This is a genomic window from Kitasatospora sp. NPDC004745, from assembly GCF_042873275.1.
GTDB lineage: Bacteria > Actinomycetota > Actinomycetes > Streptomycetales > Streptomycetaceae > Kitasatospora.
In genome coordinates this window covers 159,754-177,791 of sequence record NZ_JBIALK010000001.1, presented here as the reverse complement: position 1 = coordinate 177,791, position 18,038 = coordinate 159,754, and the positions used below count along the sequence as shown (strand labels likewise).

At 75.5% G+C, this 18,038-nt stretch carries 13 protein-coding genes; 6 read left to right on the top strand and 7 right to left on the bottom strand.

All coding sequences use genetic code 11. From position 1 onward, the window contains the following. Positions 1 to 22: 22 nt before the first annotated feature. Together ACFYUY_RS00605 and ACFYUY_RS00600 are read right to left on the bottom strand one after the other, a co-directional pair. Positions 23 to 1,237 (bottom strand): glycosyltransferase, encoded by a 1,215-nt coding sequence (locus tag ACFYUY_RS00605; RefSeq protein ID WP_387896775.1) that lies wholly within the window; start codon positions 1,235 to 1,237, stop codon positions 23 to 25. 180 nt (positions 1,238 to 1,417) lie between these two features. Further along, positions 1,418 to 1,717 carry a hypothetical protein gene (locus tag ACFYUY_RS00600; protein WP_360205033.1) on the bottom strand — a complete coding sequence of 100 codons (300 nt, stop codon included), beginning with the start codon at positions 1,715 to 1,717 and terminating at the stop codon, positions 1,418 to 1,420. 423 nt (positions 1,718 to 2,140) lie between these two features. On the opposite strand from ACFYUY_RS00600, the gene ACFYUY_RS00595 reads away from it, so the two are divergent. The 5 genes from ACFYUY_RS00595 (at position 2,141) to ACFYUY_RS00575 (ending at position 7,955) form a co-directional block, all read left to right on the top strand. Further along, positions 2,141 to 5,272 carry a nitrate- and nitrite sensing domain-containing protein gene (locus ACFYUY_RS00595; RefSeq protein WP_387896773.1) on the top strand — a complete coding sequence of 1,044 codons (3,132 nt, stop codon included), beginning with the start codon at positions 2,141 to 2,143 and terminating at the stop codon, positions 5,270 to 5,272. Beyond that, positions 5,269 to 5,742 (top strand): roadblock/LC7 domain-containing protein, encoded by a 474-nt coding sequence (locus ACFYUY_RS00590; protein ID WP_360205029.1) that lies wholly within the window; start codon positions 5,269 to 5,271, stop codon positions 5,740 to 5,742. The genes ACFYUY_RS00595 and ACFYUY_RS00590 overlap by 4 nt, the downstream gene beginning before the upstream one ends. A gap of 98 nt (positions 5,743 to 5,840) precedes the next feature. Continuing rightward, positions 5,841 to 6,206 carry a DUF742 domain-containing protein gene (locus ACFYUY_RS00585; protein WP_360205450.1) on the top strand — a complete coding sequence of 122 codons (366 nt, stop codon included), beginning with the start codon at positions 5,841 to 5,843 and terminating at the stop codon, positions 6,204 to 6,206. Between the two features lie 3 nt (positions 6,207 to 6,209). Next, positions 6,210 to 6,797: an ATP/GTP-binding protein gene (locus ACFYUY_RS00580; RefSeq protein ID WP_360205026.1), complete on the top strand. Its 588-nt coding sequence runs from the start codon at positions 6,210 to 6,212 to the stop codon at positions 6,795 to 6,797. A 24-nt stretch (positions 6,798 to 6,821) separates the two neighbouring features. Then, positions 6,822 to 7,955: an FAD-dependent monooxygenase gene (locus ACFYUY_RS00575; RefSeq protein WP_360205024.1), complete on the top strand. Its 1,134-nt coding sequence runs from the start codon at positions 6,822 to 6,824 to the stop codon at positions 7,953 to 7,955. A 52-nt stretch (positions 7,956 to 8,007) separates the two neighbouring features. On the opposite strand, the gene ACFYUY_RS00570 is transcribed toward ACFYUY_RS00575, so the two are convergent. Together ACFYUY_RS00570 and ACFYUY_RS00565 are read right to left on the bottom strand one after the other, a co-directional pair. Further along, positions 8,008 to 8,796 (bottom strand): serine hydrolase, encoded by a 789-nt coding sequence (locus ACFYUY_RS00570; RefSeq protein WP_360205022.1) that lies wholly within the window; start codon positions 8,794 to 8,796, stop codon positions 8,008 to 8,010. A 92-nt stretch (positions 8,797 to 8,888) separates the two neighbouring features. After that, positions 8,889 to 10,262, bottom strand: a complete 1,374-nt coding sequence (locus ACFYUY_RS00565; protein WP_387896770.1) for a Cys-Gln thioester bond-forming surface protein — start codon at positions 10,260 to 10,262, stop codon at positions 8,889 to 8,891. 523 nt (positions 10,263 to 10,785) lie between these two features. On the opposite strand from ACFYUY_RS00565, the gene ACFYUY_RS00560 reads away from it, so the two are divergent. Beyond that, a complete protein-coding gene (locus ACFYUY_RS00560) occupies positions 10,786 to 11,736 on the top strand; it encodes a LuxR C-terminal-related transcriptional regulator (RefSeq protein ID WP_387896769.1) in 951 nt (316 codons plus the stop codon). A gap of 141 nt (positions 11,737 to 11,877) precedes the next feature. Here ACFYUY_RS00560 and ACFYUY_RS00555 read toward each other — a convergent pair whose 3' ends face one another. From ACFYUY_RS00555 to ACFYUY_RS00545, 3 genes are all read right to left on the bottom strand, one after another. Continuing rightward, positions 11,878 to 13,416 (bottom strand): hypothetical protein, encoded by a 1,539-nt coding sequence (locus ACFYUY_RS00555; RefSeq protein WP_387896767.1) that lies wholly within the window; start codon positions 13,414 to 13,416, stop codon positions 11,878 to 11,880. Between the two features lie 148 nt (positions 13,417 to 13,564). Beyond that, positions 13,565 to 14,344: a leucyl/phenylalanyl-tRNA--protein transferase gene (locus tag ACFYUY_RS00550; protein ID WP_360205010.1), complete on the bottom strand. Its 780-nt coding sequence runs from the start codon at positions 14,342 to 14,344 to the stop codon at positions 13,565 to 13,567. Beyond that, a complete protein-coding gene (locus tag ACFYUY_RS00545; protein ID WP_387896765.1) occupies positions 14,341 to 17,811 on the bottom strand; it encodes a thioester reductase domain-containing protein in 3,471 nt (1,156 codons plus the stop codon). Before ACFYUY_RS00545 ends, ACFYUY_RS00550 begins: the two co-directional genes overlap by 4 nt. Positions 17,812 to 18,038: the final 227 nt, after the last annotated feature.

Sequence of the window (18,038 nt, the reverse complement as noted above, 5' to 3'; positions counted from 1 at the left end):
ACTTCCCACTCCGCCGCGGCGCTCAGGCCCCGGGGCGGAGCAGGAGGTCCGCGGCGACCGCCGTTCCGTCGGTGCGGACGGTGCCGGCCACGGCGGCGGCCCGGGCCCGCACCTCCGGGGTCAGCGCCTCCCCGAGCGCGGCGGACAGGGACTCCATCGTCGGCGTCGCCCCGTCGTGGGCCACGCCGACGCCCAACGCGGCCACCCGGCCCGCCCAGTAGGGCTGGTCCACGATCTGCGGCACCACCACCTGGGGCGCACCCGCCCGGGTGGCCGTCGTCGTCGTGCCCGCGCCGCCGTGGTGCACCGCGGCCGCCACCCGCCCGAACAGGGCCTGCTGGTTGACCTCGCCGACCACGAAGCAGTCGTCCCGCCCGTCGCCGTGGCCCAGTTCGGCCCAGCCACGGGCGATCACCACGCGGCGGCCCTGCGCGCGCACCGCCGCCACGGCCACCTCGGCGACGTCCTGCGCGCCGCGCATCGGCATGCTGCCGAAGCCCACGTACACCGGGGGCTCGCCGGCGTCGAGGAAGGCCACCAGGTCGGCCGGGAGCGGACGTTCGTCCGGCAGGATCCACGCGCCGGTCTGCACGACGTCGAGGCCCGGCGCCTGCCGCCACGGGTCCAGCACCGGGTCCGTCGCCAGCCAGGGCCGCGCGGTGAGGACGTGGTCACGGACGTTGTCCACCGGCGGCAGGCCCACCGACACCCGGTGGCCGTTGACGGCCTCGCCGAACAGCGCGTTCATCGTCCCGACGTTCAGCGCCCACAGCTCCGCGTTGTCGGTCACCTCCGGCGGGTACGGCCGGCCGGGGTACTGGAACGGCGGGTGGTGCGGGGAGGGCAGGACGGTCGGCTGGAGCGCCAGGTAGGCGTAGCGCAGGCCCAGCTTCTCGGCCGCCGACCGTGCCCCGGCCGCTGCGGGGAACAGGCCGGTCGCCACCACCGCGTCCCCAGGCCCCGCCCCGGCGGAGACCGCGTCGTAGAACTGCGCGACCAGGTCGGCCGCGCGCCGGGGCAGTTCCGAGGACGCGGGCGGCGGCCCCGTCACCAGCGAGCGCACCGAGAGGCCGGTCGGCACCATCTCCACGCCGACGGCGTCCAGTTGCGCCGCGAACTCCTCGTCCGGCGGCGCGCACACCCGCACCTGCGCACCGAGCTCCCGCAGCCGCACCGCCAGTCCGGCCAACGGCTGGACGTCCCCCCGCGACCCGTACGTCGCCAGCACCACGCGCATCCGTGAATCTCCCGTTCCCCCAGGCAGCGATCTTGACCCGGCGATTCTGCGGCACCACCGGGGCCTTGCCGCAAGACCCCCCGTGCGCTATACGTTGAGAGTGGAGAGGGGTGATCACCCCTCCGCCGCGAGCGCCCGGACGTGCGGATCCCGCGGGGGCGCTGGGGAGCCCACGGGCCGTCAGGGGGTGGCGCGGCCGATCGCGCGCAGGACGTCGGCGAGCCAGACCAGGTGGTGGCCCACGGCGCGGTCCGGGTCGGCGAGCAGGGCCTCCAGGTGCTGCCACGACTCCGAGAGCTGTCCGATCGTCAGGGCCGGGGGCCCGGCGTACACCTCGTGGAGCTCGCCGCCGGGGACGGACCAGAAGTAGTCCTCGTCGAGCGCCACCCGGTCGCCGGTCGAGGCCTCCACGTGCCGCAGGGCCAGGTCGAGGACTCGGCGGAGGCCGTCGGTCGGGATGTGCAGGGGTTCGCCGGTCATGGCCGCCATCGTGCCGCAGCCGCGCGGGCGGCCCCTCTCCGGGGCGGCCCCGCGGGTGATGGCGGGGCGGGCACGGAAAGTGACGACACAGAGTTTTCACACGGAGTCCACCCGCAGGGCGGTGACCAGCACTGACACTCTGTCAACAGGCCGCGAACTGGGATGCTTCGAGTGCGCACGGTCAACGACCAGGTGACATTGTGTCGGGAGCGTGTGCGTGGACCGTCCGGACGGCGAACACACTTTCACTCCAATCACACGGTATGACTAGTATCGCCTCGTCAAAAGCCCGTGCCCGACGGCCCGGCCCCGACCCGGCCGGCCGCCAGCCCCAAGGAGTCTGCTCTGCGCGCGCGTGCGAATCGGCGGCCCCCGACGCCGAAGGCCCCCCGCAGGCGTCCACGCCTGTCACTGCGGACGGCGTTGCTCGTCCTCGCCGTCGTCCCCAGCGTCGCCCTCGCCGTCCTGTGGGCGGTCACCAGCGGCCAGACGGTCTTCGACTTCCAGCGCCAGGCCGGCCAGGGACTGCTCGCGCAGAAGGCCGGCCAGCCGTCCAACATCGTCTACTACAACCTCCAGGAGGAGCGCCGGCTCAGCGCCGAGGCGCTCGCCCGGCCCGGCGCCAACGCCGACCAGCTGCGCCGCCAGCGCCAGCAGACCGACGACGCGGTCCGCCAGTTCCAGACCCTCTCCGGCGAGACCGCCGACAACGCCCCTGAAGAGGTCCGCACCGCCGTCGCCGAGGCCCGCCAGGCCCTCGGCCGACTCGCCGAGCAGCGCGCCGCCGTCGACCGGGGCTCGATCGACCAGCAGTCCCTGTTCGCGTACTACACCGACCTGATCGCCGTCGACCTGCGGCTGTTCACCGCGCTCAGCCACGTCGACACCGGCGAGGTCACCTGGATCTCCAAGACCCTGGTCAACGCCTTCTGGGCCAAGGAGATGCTCGCCCGCGAGGACGCCCTGCTGGCCCGCGGCTGGCCCACCGGCCGGCTCGCGACCGCCGACTACCAGCAGGTCGAGCAGGCCATCGGCGCGCAGGAACACCTCTTCACCGTCCAGGTCGTCCCGTACGTCCCGGACGCCGAGGCGCCCGCCTGGCGCGACCTGATGAACAGCCCCGCCTGGCAGGCCAAGACGGCCGTCGAACAGTCGCTCACCCGGCCCGCCGGCGCCGAGACCAACGGCACCGTCAGGCTCCCCGCCGCGCAGGACCAGTGGCGCCAGGCCGTGGACCAGCTCAACCCGCAACTGATCAAGGCCATCGAGACCCGCACCAGCGGAATCGTCGACGTCGGCAAGGGCACCATCCTCTCCCTGCTCACCCGGGTCGTGCTGACCACGGTGGTCGGCCTGATCACCGTCGTCGCGGTGATCACCGCCTCCTGGCGCCTCAGCCGCTCGCTGCGCCGCCGCATCAAGGAACTGCACACGCAGGCCGAGGAGATGGAGCGCACCCTGCCCGAGGTGGTGGAGCGCCTCGGCCGCGGCGAGCCGGTCGACGCCGAGGCCGAGAGCCGCAGCATCACCGCCGGCCCGCACGGCAACGGCACCGACGAGCTGGCCCGGCTCGGCCAGGCGCTCAACCTGGCCCGGTCCGCCGCCGTCGAGGCCGCCGTCCGGCAGGCCGAGCAGCACCGCGGCTTCGAACGGCTGCTGCAGCGCATCGCCCGCCGCACCCAGCTGCTGATCGGCCGCCAGCTGCGCAAGCTCGACGAGCTGGAGCGCCGGCACGAGGACCCGGAGGTCCTGGAGGGCCTGTTCGACCTCGACCACCTCACCGCCCGGCTGCGCCGCTACGAGGAGAACCTCGTCATCATGGCCGGCGGCCAGCCGCAGCGGCGCTGGCGCAAGCCCGTCCCGCTGCTGGACGTGCTGCGCGCCGCCCAGGGCGAGGTGCAGGACTACCGCCGGATCCTGCTCGACGTCGAGGGGCACCCGTGGCTGTCCGAGCGGGCCGTCGGCCCGGTCGCGCACGTCCTCGCCGAGCTGATGGAGAACGCCACCACGTTCTCCAAGCCCCCCACCCCCGTGGAGGTCAGGGCCGCGATGGTCGGGCGCGGGCTCGCCGTCGAGATCGAGGACCGCGGGCTCGGCATGGACCCGGAGCAGTACGACGCGGCCAACGAGCTGATGAGCCGCCCGCCGCGCACCGACGTGCTGGCCCGGGCGGACGACATCCGGCTCGGTTTCCACGTCGTCGCCCGGCTCGCCGCCAACACCGGGCTGCGGATCGAGTTCCGGCCATCGGCCTTCGGCGGCACCCGGGTGGTCGTGCTCGTCCCGGACGAGCTCGTCATCGACGGCGACGCGGGCCTGCCGGACGAGGGCTCCCCGGTGGAGCCGATCCCGCTGGTGCGGCGCTCGCGCAAGGCCCTGCTGACGGCCTCCGACGAGGCGCCGGAGCCGGCCCCGACCGGGCCGCCGGTCGCCCCCGTCGACGCCTTCGGGGGCACCGACGCCCCCGGGCCGGTGGACGCCTTCGGGCAGGTGGACCCCTTCGGTCTGGCCCAGGACGGCCCGCAGCCGCGGCCGTTCGGCCAGGCACAGCCGTTCGGCGAGGCGCAGGCCCAGCCGCAAGCCCAGCCGCTCGGCCGGGCCGCGGACGGCGAGCACGCCCAGGCGTTCGGCCGGGCCCAGTACGGCGAGCGGACCCGGGCGCGGTTCGGCGAACGGCCCGGACACCCGCCGGAGGCCGCGGACGCCCCGGCCGTCCCGGACGCCCCCGCCGGGCCCGCCCACGACGCCGCGGACCTCGAGGAGGACCCGTCGGCCGCCCGGGTCTCCGGGGTCTCGCACCACGCCCCGGCCGACCCGCTCGGGCACGTCGAGTACCTGCGGCCCGAGGACCTCCCCGCCGCCGAGCCGCTGCCGTTCCCCGTCGCGTCCGCCGGGCAGCCGGACGAGGCCGCGGACGCACCGCTGTTCGGGCCGTCCGGGCAGTCGGCGGAACGGCCCGTCCAGCACGGCTCCCCCGCCGCCGAGGCCCCCACCGGGCGGGCCCCCTCGCACGACGCCCCCGCCTACCCGGACATCGCCTACGCCCGGGTCACCGCCGCCGAGGCTCCCTACGCCGACGAGCAGTACCGCCCGGCCGACCACTACCGGCTGGCCGAGCGCCGGCGCCGCGAGTACCCCTCCGCGGTGCCGCTCTCGCCAGCCGAGGGCGGGCAGGCCCCGCTGCCGCAGCGGGTGCGGCAGGCCAGTCTGGCCGCCGAGCTGCGCGTCCCGCCGCCGCCCCGGCAGGAGTGGGTCGACCCGGCCGGCGGGCCCCGCCCCGAGGCCTCCGGACCGGACACCGGAGCGGCCGGCGGCCCCGCCGGGGGCCCGTTCCAGCGCCCCGTCCGGCGCTCCGGTGCGACGATCGGCGCCTTCCAGCGCCAGTCCCGCGCCGCCCGCGCCCAGGACGGCGGCGAGCACCCGCTGCCCCGGGCCGCGACCCCGCCGGCTCCCCCCACCGACCCCGCCGGCCCCCCGACGCCCGCGCCCGGCCCCTCCCCCTGGGCCCTGCCGGCCGCGGACCCCCGAACGACACGAACGGATGACCAGTCATGAACCGCACGATCGCCACCCACCAGGACCTGGACTGGCTGCTGGACGGACTCGTCGACTCGGTGCCCGGGACCAGGAACGCCGTCCTGCTCTCCGACGACGGCCTCGTCGTCAGCCACTCCCGCAGCATCGAACGGGCCGACGCCGAGCGCCTGGCCGCCGTCGCCACCGGGCAGCAGAGCCTCGCCCGCGGCGTCGGCCAGCTCTTCGACGGCGGGCCCGTCCACCAGGTGATCGTGGAGCTCGCCGAGTGCTGGCTGTTCATCATCGCCGCCGCCCAGGGCACCCACCTGGCCGTGGTCGCCTCGCAGGAGGTGGACGCCGAGGTGATGTCCGTGGCCATGCACACCCTGGTGCAGCAGGTCGGCAAGAAGCTCAGCACCCCGGTGCGTCAGGACGCCGCCCCCGGTGCCCCGGCCGGCCCCGGCGCCCCGGCCGCCTTCGACGCCTTCGCGGCCCGGAACCGGGGCTGACGCCGGTGGGACCGCACGGGGCCGGCGAGCCGGCGCACGGCCGGGCACCGCACTGGAGCGAGCTGCCCGGCGAGGACGCGGAGGACGAGTCGGGCGTCATGGTGCGCCCCTACACCATCACCCGCGGCCGCACCGCCCCCGAACGCGACGACCTCACCCTGATCACCGTGCTCACCACCGTCGAGGAGGAGGCCGCCCGGGCCCTGGCGCGGGGCAGCCGCGCCGGTGCCCGCGGCCTCCAGCCCGAGCACCGGACGATCCTCGACCGCTGCCGGCGCCCGGCGGCGGTCGCCGAGGTGGCGGCCGGCCTGGACCTCCCGGTCTCGGTCACCAAGATCCTGCTGGGCGACCTGGTCGCCCAGGGCCTGCTGCGGGCCCGGGCGCCGCTCTCGGTGGCCCGCGCCGCCGGGGGCGTGGACCTCGGCCTGCTCACGGCCGTTCGCGAAGGACTCCGGAGACTCTGAACCATGGCGACACCCCACTCCAGCAGTGCCGTCGACGCGCCGGCCGCCGTCAAGATCCTCATCGCCGGCGGATTCGGCGTCGGCAAGACCACCCTGGTCGGCTCGGTCAGCGAGGTCACCCCGCTGCGCACCGAGGAGTACCTGACCCGGGCCAGCGTCGGCGTCGACGACCTGTCCGGCGTCGACCAGAAGGACACCACCACCGTCGCCCTGGACTTCGGCCGGATCACCGTCAACCCCGACCTCGTCGTCTACCTGTTCGGCACCCCCGGGCAGGAGCGGTTCTGGTTCATGTGGAACGACCTGGTCAACGGCGCCCTCGGCGGCATCGTCATCGCCGACACCAGGCGGCTCGACACCAGCTTCGCCTCCATCGACTTCTTCGAGAGCCGCGGCATCCCCTTCGTCGTCGCCATCAACTGCTTCCACAGCCACAACACCCGGACCCCGGACGAGATCCGGGCCGCCCTCGACCTCGACCCGCAGGTCCCGATGCTGCTCGGCGACGTCCGGGAACGCGCCTTCGGCCGTGACCTGCTGCTCGCCCTGGTCGACCACCTGATGGACCTCGCCGCCGCCCCCGTCGGCTGACCCGCCACCCCCTGGAGCCACCTCATGACCCCACCCCTGCGCGTCCTCGTCCACGGCGGCGGCATCGGCGGACTCACGCTCGCCACCGCCCTCGCCCGGCGCGGCCACCGGGTCGACGTCGCCGAACTGCGCGACCGCCCGGAGGCGCTCGGCGTCGGCATCATCCAGCCCTCCAACGCGCTGCACGTGATGCGCGCGATCGGCGTCCTCGACGACTGCCTCGCCGCCGGTTTCGAGTGGGAGGTGCTGACCATCTGCGACCCGGCCGGCGCCACCCTCGCCAGGATCCCGCAGCCGCGGATGGACGGCGCCCCCGCCAACAACGGCATCCCCCGCCCCGCGCTCGCCCGGGTGCTCGCCACCGCCGCCGCCGCGGCGGGCGCCACCGTCCGCTTCGGGACGACGATCGCGGAGCTCACCGACGACGGCAACGGGGTCGACGCCACCCTCACCGACGGCCACCACGACCGCTACGACCTCGTCGTCGGCTTCGACGGCATCGGCTCCCCGCTGCGCAGGCACCTGTACGGCGACGCCTACGCCCCCGAGTACACCGGCTTCGCCAACTGGCGCGTCACCCTGCCGCGTTCGCCCGAGGTGCAGGGCGTGGTGATGTCCGCCGGGAACCTCAGCGCCAAGGCGCTGCTCACCCCGATCAGCACGGAACTGATGTACCTGGGCTCGGTGTTCGCCGAGGCCGAGGACTTCCGCCCCGACCGGGAGCGCGCCCACGAGCAGCTCCACGAGCGGCTGGACGGCTTCGGCGGCCCCGTCGCCGAGGCCCTCGCCCAGGTCACCGACCCGGCCGCCGTGGTCTACACCCGGATCTCCCAGGTCACCGTCGAGGAGCCCTGGCACGTCGGCCGCATCGCCCTGGCCGGCGACGCCGCCCACGCCTCCACCCCGCACCTCGCCCAGGGCGCCGCGATGGCCGTCGAGGACGCCCTCGTCCTCGCCGAGAGCCTCGACGCGGCCGACGACGTCCCGGCCGCCCTCGCCGCCTGGGAGGAGCGCCGCCGCCCGCGCGCCCTCTGGGTCCAGTCGCTGTCCCGCGCCGTCCTCAAGCAGGAGACCGGCACGCCGACCACCGCGGAGGAGGACGAGCTCCTGAAGATCGGCATCCCGGGCGCCGCCCACGTGCTCGTCAAGCCGTACTGACGGCGGCCGCCGCACACCCGCACGCCGCCGGCCCGCCCGGGCCGGCGGCGCGTCACCGGCCTCGTGCCACCGGCCCCGCGGGCGGCGCGCCGCCGATCCCGTGCCGGCGCGCCCACACCGCCGCCGAGACCCGGGCCAGCAGCCGGGCCGCCGGATCGGCGCGGTCGCTGCCGTCGGCGAGCGGGCCGGAGTAGCAGACCGCGATCAGGTACGGCGGGCAGTCCGGCGGGTGCACCAGGCCCACGCAGTGCCGGGCACCCGGGATCCACCCGTTCTTGAACGCGATCCGGGTCCCGGGCGGCAGCCCCGCCGCCAAGTCCACCCGGAAGGAGTTGCGCTCCAGCAGCTCCAGCAGCGCCGGCTCGCCGGCGAGCGAGTGGAGGAGCCGCACGAGGTCACGGGCGCTGACCAGGTTGTGCACCCCGGCGTCGCGCGCCGCGTAGTCCTCGATGCCGCGCGGGCTCGCACTGCGGCTCGCGCCGGCCCGGCGCCACACCTGTGCGACCGCCGCCCGGTCGACCCGCGCCAGGCACAGGTTGGTGGCCAGGTTGGAGGAGTGCGTGATCATCCGTTCGGCGAGCAGCCGCAGCGGCACGTGGGTGCCCAGCAGCTCCCAGGGCAGCGGATCGCTGTCCCAGTCCGGATCGTTGCCGAACTCCCCGCCGACGACGGACCGGAAGCGGTTCACCACCGACACCTCGGCGTCGAGGTCCACCCCACTCCGGGCGAGCGCCGCCAGCACCGCCACCTTCATCGTGCTGGCGGCGTCGTGCAGTTCGTCCGGCGCACGCACGAACACCGGCTCCGCCCCCGCCCAGGGGGCCACCACCACGGACAGCATGCCGCCAGAGTAGGGGAGTCCGGGTCCGGTCGGGCGTTCGCCACGGAGTGGGAAGTCGAACCGGGCGACGTCCCGCTCCGTGGCGAACGCACTCAGACACCGTTGCGGCGGCGTCGGCGACGCTCGTGGACCACGACCACGAGACCGCCCGCCAGCAGCAGCCCGATGCCGGCACCGGCGGCCACCACGATGCCGCCGCTGGCGCCGGTGGAGGGGAGCACGCCCCCCGGGGTCCCGGAGGGCCCCGCGCCCGGAGCCGTGCCCGGGCTCACACCCGGCGTCACGCTCGGGCCCGTAGTCGGCGTCGGGCTCGGGCTCACACCCGGCGTCACGCCCGGGCCCGTACTCGGCGTCACGCCCGGGCCCGTACTCGGCGTCGGACCCGCGGTCGGGCCCGTACTCGGCGTCGGACCCGCGGTCGGCGTCACGCCCGGGCCCGTACTCGGCGTCGGACCCGCGGTCGGGCCGGCACTCGGGCTCGCCGAATCGCTCGGGGTGGCGGTGGGCGACGGCGGGGAGGTGGCCGAGGTCCAACTCACCGCCAAGGTGGTGCCGGTGACGACCTTGTCGGCACCACTCGCCAGAAGCAGGTCCTGACTGTCCGGGCTCACCAGCGCCCGACCCACCGGCGCCGGGACCGACGCAGTCGCCCTGATGGTCGCGCTACCGGCTTCGGCGCCCGCCGGAGCCTTCACGAAGACCGAGTCCCCGCTCATGGCGGGTGGACTCAGCCGGCCTCCCCCGTCGGACACGGCCTTCCCCGCCCGATCGGTCAGCACCACGCCCGCCGCGACCGCCGCCGGGTCCAGCGAGACGTCCACCGGATCCCCCGCGGAGGTGATCCCGATCGGACCGAGCACCGACCCGGCACTCCCGGACACCGCGCCGGGGGTGAGGGAGAGCGGAGCGGCCGACTCAGGGGCGTCGACGGCATGCGTCGCCAGGTAGTCGGCGAGCCTGGCTCCGACCGGATCCCACGGGACGCCCGTGACGTGGTTGGTGATGCGCCAGATCGCGGCCTGGGTCGCCCCGGCCGCGCGCTGCGGGGAGATCTCGCCGCCCACCAGCTCGCCCAGCTCGCCCTCGGACACCGCCGGGTACCCGTGCTGCAGGATCCAGTTGACCTTCCCCGCATCGGGGTTGGCCCGGAGTGTCGGTACGTCGGACCGACCGCCCTCACGGTAGACCGAACCCGGGTTCAGTTCGGTCCGGGCGTCGAGGCAGTAGACGAACAACGTGCCGCCGTCGGCGGTCGTCACCTTGACCAGGCCCCCGATCCGCCCGTCGTCCTTCGCTTCGCCCAACCGGATGTAGTCGCCGAGTCCCACGACCTCGGCCGCCGTGATGACCGTCCCCCCGGCACCACCGTCCGCCGCGGCAGCCTCCGTCGGCGCGGTTCCGCCGACCGTCAGCACTCCGGTCGCGAGCGCGGCAGCCGCCGCGCGGAGTGCGCATTTCCACGTCACTGCTGGTCCTTCCTGCTTGAGCCTCAGGCCTCGGCCATCGTGTTTTCGACCGGATCGGCGGTTCTCTCCGCCTCACCCTTCGCGGCACGGCGCTGCCCGGGTAGGGGGGTCCGCCCTGTCGCCCCATAGATCAGACCTATGACCCACCGCCCCGGCTTCCACCCCGGAGGGCGGGATCGAAACGCCGGGTCGCCGGGGCCCCCCTCGACGCCCCGGCGACCCGCCCCCCTCGACCCGCAACTGCGCCGAGCAGCCGCGGGCTTGTCCATCCGGACACGAACAAACCTACCGGCGTCCGGATCCGCCGAGCGCCCGCTTCCGGTGGCACTGCCTGCACCACCGGGCTGCAACTTCCTGCGAGCCCCGGGACGTTGGTCCCGACCGGTCGGGGCGCAGGTCCCTGGGGAGCCCCCGGCCGCTGTTGGACGATCACTGTCCTGCGGCGGCCCGATCCGGACCGCCACCTCCGCTTCGACACCCCGAGGGCACCCGCGTGGAAGGCAACACACTGGCAGTACTGGGCGTGAGCACCCGGGAGGAGTCGGTCTACCGGCTGCTCCTGCGCTCCCCCCGCATCGGCATCACCGCGATCGCCCTCGGCTGCGGACTCGGTCTCGACGACGCCCGGGCGGCCGTCACCGGGCTCCGTGAAATCGGTCTGGCGACCACCGCGCACGGTCGGCCCCCGCACGATCCCGCGTTCGACGCCGTCGACCCGAGAACCGCCGTCGAACGGCTGGCCCGGTGCCGGCTCGACGGACTCCAGGACGAGATCCGACGGGTCCTCTCTGCCCGCCACCTGGTGGACGGCCTGCTGGAGGACCTGCGGGCGGGGCGGCAGGATCCGGCGGGCGACCTCCAGTACGTCGAGGGCATCGACCAGGTGGTCGAGTGCGTCGACGAGTTGTCGTTCTTCGTCCGCGAGGAGCGTCTGACCACCCACCCGGGGCCGATCATCTCCGCCGCTCTCGACGCCGTCCGGGCCTCCGACCTCAAGTACCTACGGCGCGGCCTGCGGATGCGGACCATCCTGCACAGCAACGCCCTCGAGTGCCGCAGGGTCAGCCGCTTCGCCACCGAACTGGCCGAACAGGGCGCCCAGGTACGCGGTACGCCCGACCCGCTCGAACGGATGGTGGTCTTCGACCGCCGAACCGCCCTCGTCGCCACCGACCCGCAGGACATCACCCGGGGCGCCCTGGTCATCCGCCAACCGGGAGTGGTCGCCCACCTGCTGGCTCTTTTCGAGCGCCGCTGGTCACAGGCCTGCGGCGTCGGGGAGGAGCTCCCGAGCGCGATCGAGCGGGAGGTGCTGCGGACCATGGCCCGCGCCGACAAGGACGAGGCCGGCGCCCGCACCCTGGACATGTCGGTGCGGACGTACCGCAGCCACGTCGCGGCACTGATGCGACGCCTCGGCGCCCCCAACCGGTTCCAGGCCGCGCTGGCGGCCCGGAACCGGAACTGGATCTGACCGGCGCCGGCGGGGAGCCGTCGGCCGGACGGGGTGCCGGCGCCCTCGGTCCGGAGGAACCCGCTCGCTCGGGCGAGAAACGCAGGAGTGGGAAGTCGGACCCGCCGACTTCCCACTCCTGGGATCGCTCTCGGGGGAGGCTCAGCTGCTGGTGGGCTTCGTGGACGGCAGGACCGCGGAGCCGGCGAGCAGGGGCCATTCGCGGTGGAACGGGGGCAGCGGGAGCTTGCCCTCGATGACCGGGGTGCCGAAGACCTTGAGGTGGGCGGTCAGCGAGCCGTTCAGGTCGACGCCGCCGACCAGGGACCAACTGCCCTGGGCCTGCGGCGGGTTGCCGGAGGAGTCGGCGCTCAGGGAGCCTTCGGCCTGGGCCCTCAGGTAGGGGGCGACGGTCGTCTCGACGCCGACGGTGTCGTAGAGGCCGATGCTGACCTCGGCGCCGAGGGCGGCGCGGACGCCGGCCTTGCCGGTGAGGCGCACCCGGACCGGGGACACCTTGGTGTCGGCGCTGGTGGTCGGGGCCCAGCCCTTGCCGCCGGTGTAGTCGGCGCGCACGGCCCAGGTGCCGGTGGCCTCCTGCTCGGCCTCCAGGTGGACCTGGCCGTCGGCGCTGATCTCCAGGTAGCAGGTGAGGCCGAGGTTGACCACGACGGGCAGCCCGGCGACGGTCAGCACGGGGCTGGCCTGGAGCTTGGCGAAGGGCAGCCGGACGGGCGCCGCGCCGGTGTCGCGGGCGAGGTCGCCGGTGACCTTCCAGTGGGCCTGGGCGCCGAGGTCGAAGCCGATGGAGGCGGTGCGGGGGCTGCCGGCGGCCGCGCCGTGGTAGGCGAAGTGGACGGCGGGGTGGAGCTGGAGGGAGCCGCTGGCGTCGACGCTGGCGCCGCCGGGCAGCGGCATGGGCGCCTTGACGTCGACCTCCAGGGTGCCGGAGGCGTCGGCCTTGACGCCGGACGGGTCTGCGCCGACGGTGGCCTTGAGGTCCTTGACCAGCGGGGTGACGGTGATGCCGTGCGGGTCGACCGGCACCTTGCCGTCGGCCTCGGTGCCGCCGAGGAGTTCGGCGAGGGTGGCGGGGCGGGTGGCGAGGTTGAGGGTGGTGCCGGCGCCGGGGTGGACGGCGGTGACGGCGACCAGCGCGCCCTGGGGGGCGGCGGCGGTGGGCGGGCTGGCGATCAGCTGCCCGGGCTGGACGGCGGGGGCCGCGGTGGGGGTGCCCGACGGGGTGGCCGGGGTGGAGGGCGCGGTCGTCGGCGCGGTCGTCGCGGCCGGCGCGGAGAGGACGGCGGTGCCGCTCGCCGGGTCGTACGCGGTGAGCTGGAGGTTGCGGTCGGCCGGGGTGGCCGCGCCGCCGTCCTTGGCCGGGGCCGCGATGGCGGCCTGCTTGTCGCCGGCCGGCGCGGCGGCGACGGGTGCGGCGGCGGCCGCGGTGGGCTTGGCGCTGGTGGGTGTGGCGGTCGGGGTGCCGGCCTTGGCCCGGGGGGCGCCGGCGGCCTGGGCGGCGGCCGGGGTGCCCGCGGCGGCGGCCGGTGCGGCGGCTGCGGTGCCGGTGGCGGCCGGTGCGGCGGCGCCGGCGGCGGCTGGTTGGGTGCCCGGGGTGGTGGGTCCGCAGGCGGCGACCCCGGCGAGGATGAGGGTGAGGACGGCGGGGCCGGTGGCCCTGCCTATGGAGCGCTTGAACACGCGGCGCTATGTTACTGACGAGGAATAAGTTTGTCGAAGACAGGCCAAACGGCGGGCGTCGCCGAGGTGAACGCACCGGGGTGAACGCGCCGAGGCGCCCGGAGCAGGGCCCGCGCAGGCAGGCCGGGCAGGCAGCCGGGCGGGCGGGTCAGGCCAGCCGGGCCGCCGGCTTCGGCCCGCAGGCCAGCGGCCCCGGCTCGACACCGGCGGCCAGCTCGGCCAGGTACCGCTCGCGCGGCATCAGGACGGCCCCGAGGCTGCGGATGTGCGGGCCGTCCCACTGGGCGTCGAGCAGCCGCCCGCCGGCCGCGCCGAACCGCACGCCCAGGTCGGCGACGGCCACCCGGGCGGCGTCGGGGCGGAGGTGGAACATCGAGTCGAGGCTGAGGACGGGCCCGGTGGCGACGCCGAAGACCCCGCCGATCAGCTCGTCGCCCTCCCACACCTCTCCGCTGTGCGCCGCCCCGAGCGCGTGCAGCTCCTCCAGCCCCTTCTTCAACTCGTCGGTGAGCCAGACGGGTTGACGCCGCTCGGCGCAGCGCTCCAGCACCTCGCCGAAGGACCGGTCGGCGCTGGTCCACCACGGCAGCCCGTTCCGGAGCCGCCGGGCGAGCCGGCGGCCGATCCGCACGCCGTCGGGGGGCAGCACGGGGCGGGGGTCGGGTGACCACCAGGCGAGCGCGTACGGGTCCGCGTCCGGGCCTCCGGAGGGACCGCCGGGGGCGGTCAGCAGCGCCAACTCGCCCTTCTCCACGGCATCCTGGAAGCGCGCCTCGTTGTACGCGGCGGCGAACTCGTCGGCCGCGGGCATCGGGAACAGCCCGCACCGGTAGGCCGCCAGCAGCTCCGCCGCGCCGAGGCCCGCACCGAAGGCCACCGGCCCGTCCGCGGGCGCGGTGCGCACGTCCAGTCCGGCGAAGGCGTTCATCCGCGCAGCGCTCCGGCCGGTGCGGCGAGGAAGCCCTCCGCCGCCAGTTGCCGCAGGTAGAGGTCGAGCAGGTCGGCGTCCACCGCGGGCAGCTCGATGCCGCTGCCGGTGAGCGCCTCGTCGGTGTTGGCCCGGTCGAACAGCGGGAAGGTCGGGCGGAAGTACATCTCGCTGATCGACAGGTCCGTCCCCGGGCTGCGGTCGACGAAGAGCGGGACGAACGGGGTGATGGGGTGGGTCGGGTGGCCGGCGGCGAACCGCACCAGACCCTGTACCCACTCGCCGTACGGGAGTTCGGCGATCGGGTGGCCGCGGGCCCGGAGCCGGTCGGCGAGGTCGGCGAGGACGGCCGGGCGCGGCGAGGTGAGGTGGTAGACCTCGCCGTTGGCGGGGGCGTGGGCGGCGATGTGGGCGACGGCCTGGCCGAACCGGTCGGCCGGGACGAAGTCGAGCAGCAGCCGCACGTCGGGGCAGGTGCCGCTGTCGGCGAGGTACTTGATGAGCGCGCAGATCTCGGTGCCGGTGTTCATGACGCCGCTGGCGAGGTCCCCGGTGACGTCGTTGGTGCGCAGCACGGTGACGGGCAGCCCGGCGGCGGCCGCGTTGTGCAGCAGCTGCTCGGAGACCCACTTGCTCTCGACGTAGCCGACGCCGAGTTTGTCGGCGTGGGCGAGCGGGGTCCGCTCGGTGACCTCGTCGACGCCGGCCGCGCCGAAGCCGGCCAGGACGGCGAGGGTGGACAGGTAGTGCACGGGGATGCCCCGGCTGTGCCCGGCGAGGCGGACGATCTCGCGGGTGCCGCCCACGTTGGGTGCGTGCAGCTGGTGGTACGGGTAGATGAAGTTGACCTGTCCGCCGAGGTGGTGGATGGCGTCCACGTTGCCGGCCAGCCAGGCGAACTGGCGCTCCGTGAGGCCGAGCCGGGGTTCGGCGAGGTCGCCGACCAGCGGCAGCACGCGGGTGTCGGCGAGGTCGTGCCGCAGGAAGCGCTGCTGGGAGGCGCGCAGGCGTTCCAGCCCGTGCTCCTCGTCGGGGGCGCGGACCAGGCAGTGGATCCGGGCCCGGGTGGTGGCGAGCAGGGCGTGCAGCAGGTGGGCGCCGCAGAACCCGGTGGCACCGGTGAGCAGGATCTCGGCCGGATCGGCCCGGCAGGGCGCGGGGCTCCAGGACTGCTTTACCGGGTAAGGGAGTTGGGCCTCGGCGGCCCAGTCCAGGGCGGCCTCCCGGGTGCCGGAGCCGTCGGCGCGGGCGGCCTGCACGGCGGTGGCGAAGGCGCGCAGGGTGGCGTCGCGCAGCAGGGCGCGGGTGAGTGCGCGGATCCGGGTGACGTCGATGCCGAGCATGATCCGGGCGCGGGCGAGCATCTCCATGGCGAGCAGCGAGTTGCCGCCGAGGGCGAAGAAGTCGTCGGCGGGGCCGACGTCCTCGACGCCCAGCAGCTCGGTCCACAGGTGCCCGATGGCGGCCTCGACCGCTCCGGCGCCGGGGGCCGACCCGACGCGGTCCTGGGTGCGCGCGGGGGTGCGCCGTTCGCCGTCACGCCGGTGCACCTTGGGTTCGGAGCGCGGCAGCAGGCGGCGGTCGATCTTGCCGGCGGCGGTGAGCGGCATGCTGTCCAGCAGGACGAACTCGGCCGGGACCATGTACTCGGGCAGCCGCTCGGCCAGGTAGGCCCGGATCCGGTCGCGCCGGGCGCGGGCGCCGGTGGAGGCGCGGTCGGCGAGCGTGTAGTACGCGGTGAGCGCGCGGCTGCCGTCGGGGGCGCCGCTGTCGGCGGCGACCCGGGCCTGCCGGACGTCGGGGTGGGCGGCGAGGGCGGCCTCGATCTCGGCCGGGTCGACCCGGTTGCCGCGCACCTTGACCTGGTCGTCGAGGCGGCCGAGGATCTCCAGCTGCCCGTCGGACCGCCAGCGGCCGGCGTCGCCGGTGCGGTACATCCGCTCGCCGGGGACGGGCGCGTACGGGTCGGGCAGGAAGGACTCGGCGGTGAGCACGGGCGCGCGCCAGTAGCCGCGGGCCAGACCGGGGCCGCCGAGGTGGATCTCGCCCTTCTCGCCGGGCCGGACGGGCCGCAGCCGGGCGTCCAGGACGTGCACCCGCACGCCGGGCAGCGGGCGGCCGATCGGCATGGGCGCGGCCGCCCCGGCCGCACCGGCGGTCGCCAGGAGGTCCGGGGTGATCTCGCACAGGGCGGAGGTGATGGCGGCCTCGGTGACCCCGTAGGCGTTCACCAGGCGCACGCCGGGCAGCCGCTCCAGGCAGGCCCGGCAGTCGTCGGCGTGCACGACGTCGCCGCCGACGACGACCAGCCGCAGTCCGTCACGACCGGGCCCCGGCGGCGTGGTGCCGCCGATGGTGCCGCCGGCCGGGCGGGCGGTGTCGGAACCGGCGGTGTCGGAACCGGCGGTGTCGGAACCGGCGGTGTCGGGGGTGGCGCCCGTGGGGGCGGGGCGCGTCGCGCCGGGCGGCGTTCCGCCGGCCCCGTCCGGCGGGTCCGGGGCCGGTGCGGGTGGCACGGCGGGCGGGAGCAGTGCGAGCACGTGGTGCCAGTACGCGGGGGTGAGGTCGGCGACGGTCAGGCCGACGCCGTCCATCCGGTGGACGAGCTCGGTGGGCGCCCAGGTCCGGCCGCCGCCGAGGACCAGGGTGGCCCCGGCCAGCAGCGTGGCGAAGACCTGCTCGAGGGAGGTGTCGAAGCCGAGCGCGGCGAGCTGCAGGACGCGGTCGCCGGGGGCCAGGCCGTAGGCGCGCACGACCCGGTCGAGGGTGAAGACCAGGGAGCGGTGGGTGACCGCGACGCCCTTGGGGACGCCGGTGGTGCCGGAGGTGTAGATCAGGTAGGCGAGGTCGTCGGGCCTGGAGTCCGGTGTCCCGGCAGGTGCCACGGGATCCGGCGGGCCGGCGTCGGGGCGCAGGTTCCGTACGCCCGGGAGCGCCCTGCCGTCCGTGACGGCGACCTGGGCTCCGCAGTCCTCGACGAGCTGGTCGATGCGCCGCACCGGGTAGGCCGGGTCGAGCGGCAGGAAGGCCCCGCCGGCCTTGAGCACCCCGAGCCAGGCGACGACGAGGGCCGCGCCGCGTTCGAGGCAGACCGGCACGACGTGGTCCGGGCCGGCGCCGGCGGCCCGCAGGGCGTCGGCCAGGCGGTCGCTGCGCCGGTCGAGCTCCCGGTAGCTCAGCGTGACGCCGTCGTCGATCACGGCGGCGGCTTCGGGGTCGTGGGCGGCGCGGGTGCGGAACAGGCCGTGCACGGTGTCGGCGAAGCCCGCGGGTGACCGGCCGTGCCGGGGGTCGCCCGGGAAGCCCAGGGAGGGCGGGCGCCACTCGCGCTCCACGTAGGCCCGGCAGTCCTCGCGGGTGGACGGCCCGTGGATCAGGTACCAGCCGCCCGGGACGGTTAAGTCGCCGGGCCAGATCGCGTACTGACCGTTGTCGTTGCGAACCACGGCGTGACGTCCGGCGTTCACATCGGTTACTGCGCCCTGTGCGCTGTCGACTGCTTCGTCCACCGGCTTGACCTCGTGGTGTGGCGGCAGAATGCTGGGAGGTGCGACATTTCCGACTATACGCACTCACGGCACAGGAGGAACGTCCGGTCGGGGTCCGGCCGGGCGGATCGGCCCCTGCGCCGAACCGGACCGGGGCGAGCCGACCCGACCGCCGAACACCCCGCCCTCGCCCGAACTAGCCCGCC

Excerpts from the sequence above, each read along its gene's own strand:
- ACFYUY_RS00575 (WP_360205024.1), top strand. The coding sequence starts at position 6,822 with ATGACCCCACCCCTGCGCGTCCTCGTCCACGGCGGCGGCATCGGCGGA.
- ACFYUY_RS00590 (WP_360205029.1), top strand. The coding sequence starts at position 5,269 with ATGAACCGCACGATCGCCACCCACCAGGACCTGGACTGGCTGCTGGAC.
- ACFYUY_RS00600 (WP_360205033.1), bottom strand. The coding sequence starts at position 1,717 with ATGACCGGCGAACCCCTGCACATCCCGACCGACGGCCTCCGCCGAGTC.
- ACFYUY_RS00605 (WP_387896775.1), bottom strand. The coding sequence starts at position 1,237 with ATGCGCGTGGTGCTGGCGACGTACGGGTCGCGGGGGGACGTCCAGCCG.
- ACFYUY_RS00570 (WP_360205022.1), bottom strand. The coding sequence starts at position 8,796 with ATGCTGTCCGTGGTGGTGGCCCCCTGGGCGGGGGCGGAGCCGGTGTTC.
- ACFYUY_RS00585 (WP_360205450.1), top strand. The coding sequence starts at position 5,841 with ATGGTGCGCCCCTACACCATCACCCGCGGCCGCACCGCCCCCGAACGC.
- ACFYUY_RS00550 (WP_360205010.1), bottom strand. The coding sequence starts at position 14,344 with ATGAACGCCTTCGCCGGACTGGACGTGCGCACCGCGCCCGCGGACGGG.
- ACFYUY_RS00580 (WP_360205026.1), top strand. The coding sequence starts at position 6,210 with ATGGCGACACCCCACTCCAGCAGTGCCGTCGACGCGCCGGCCGCCGTC.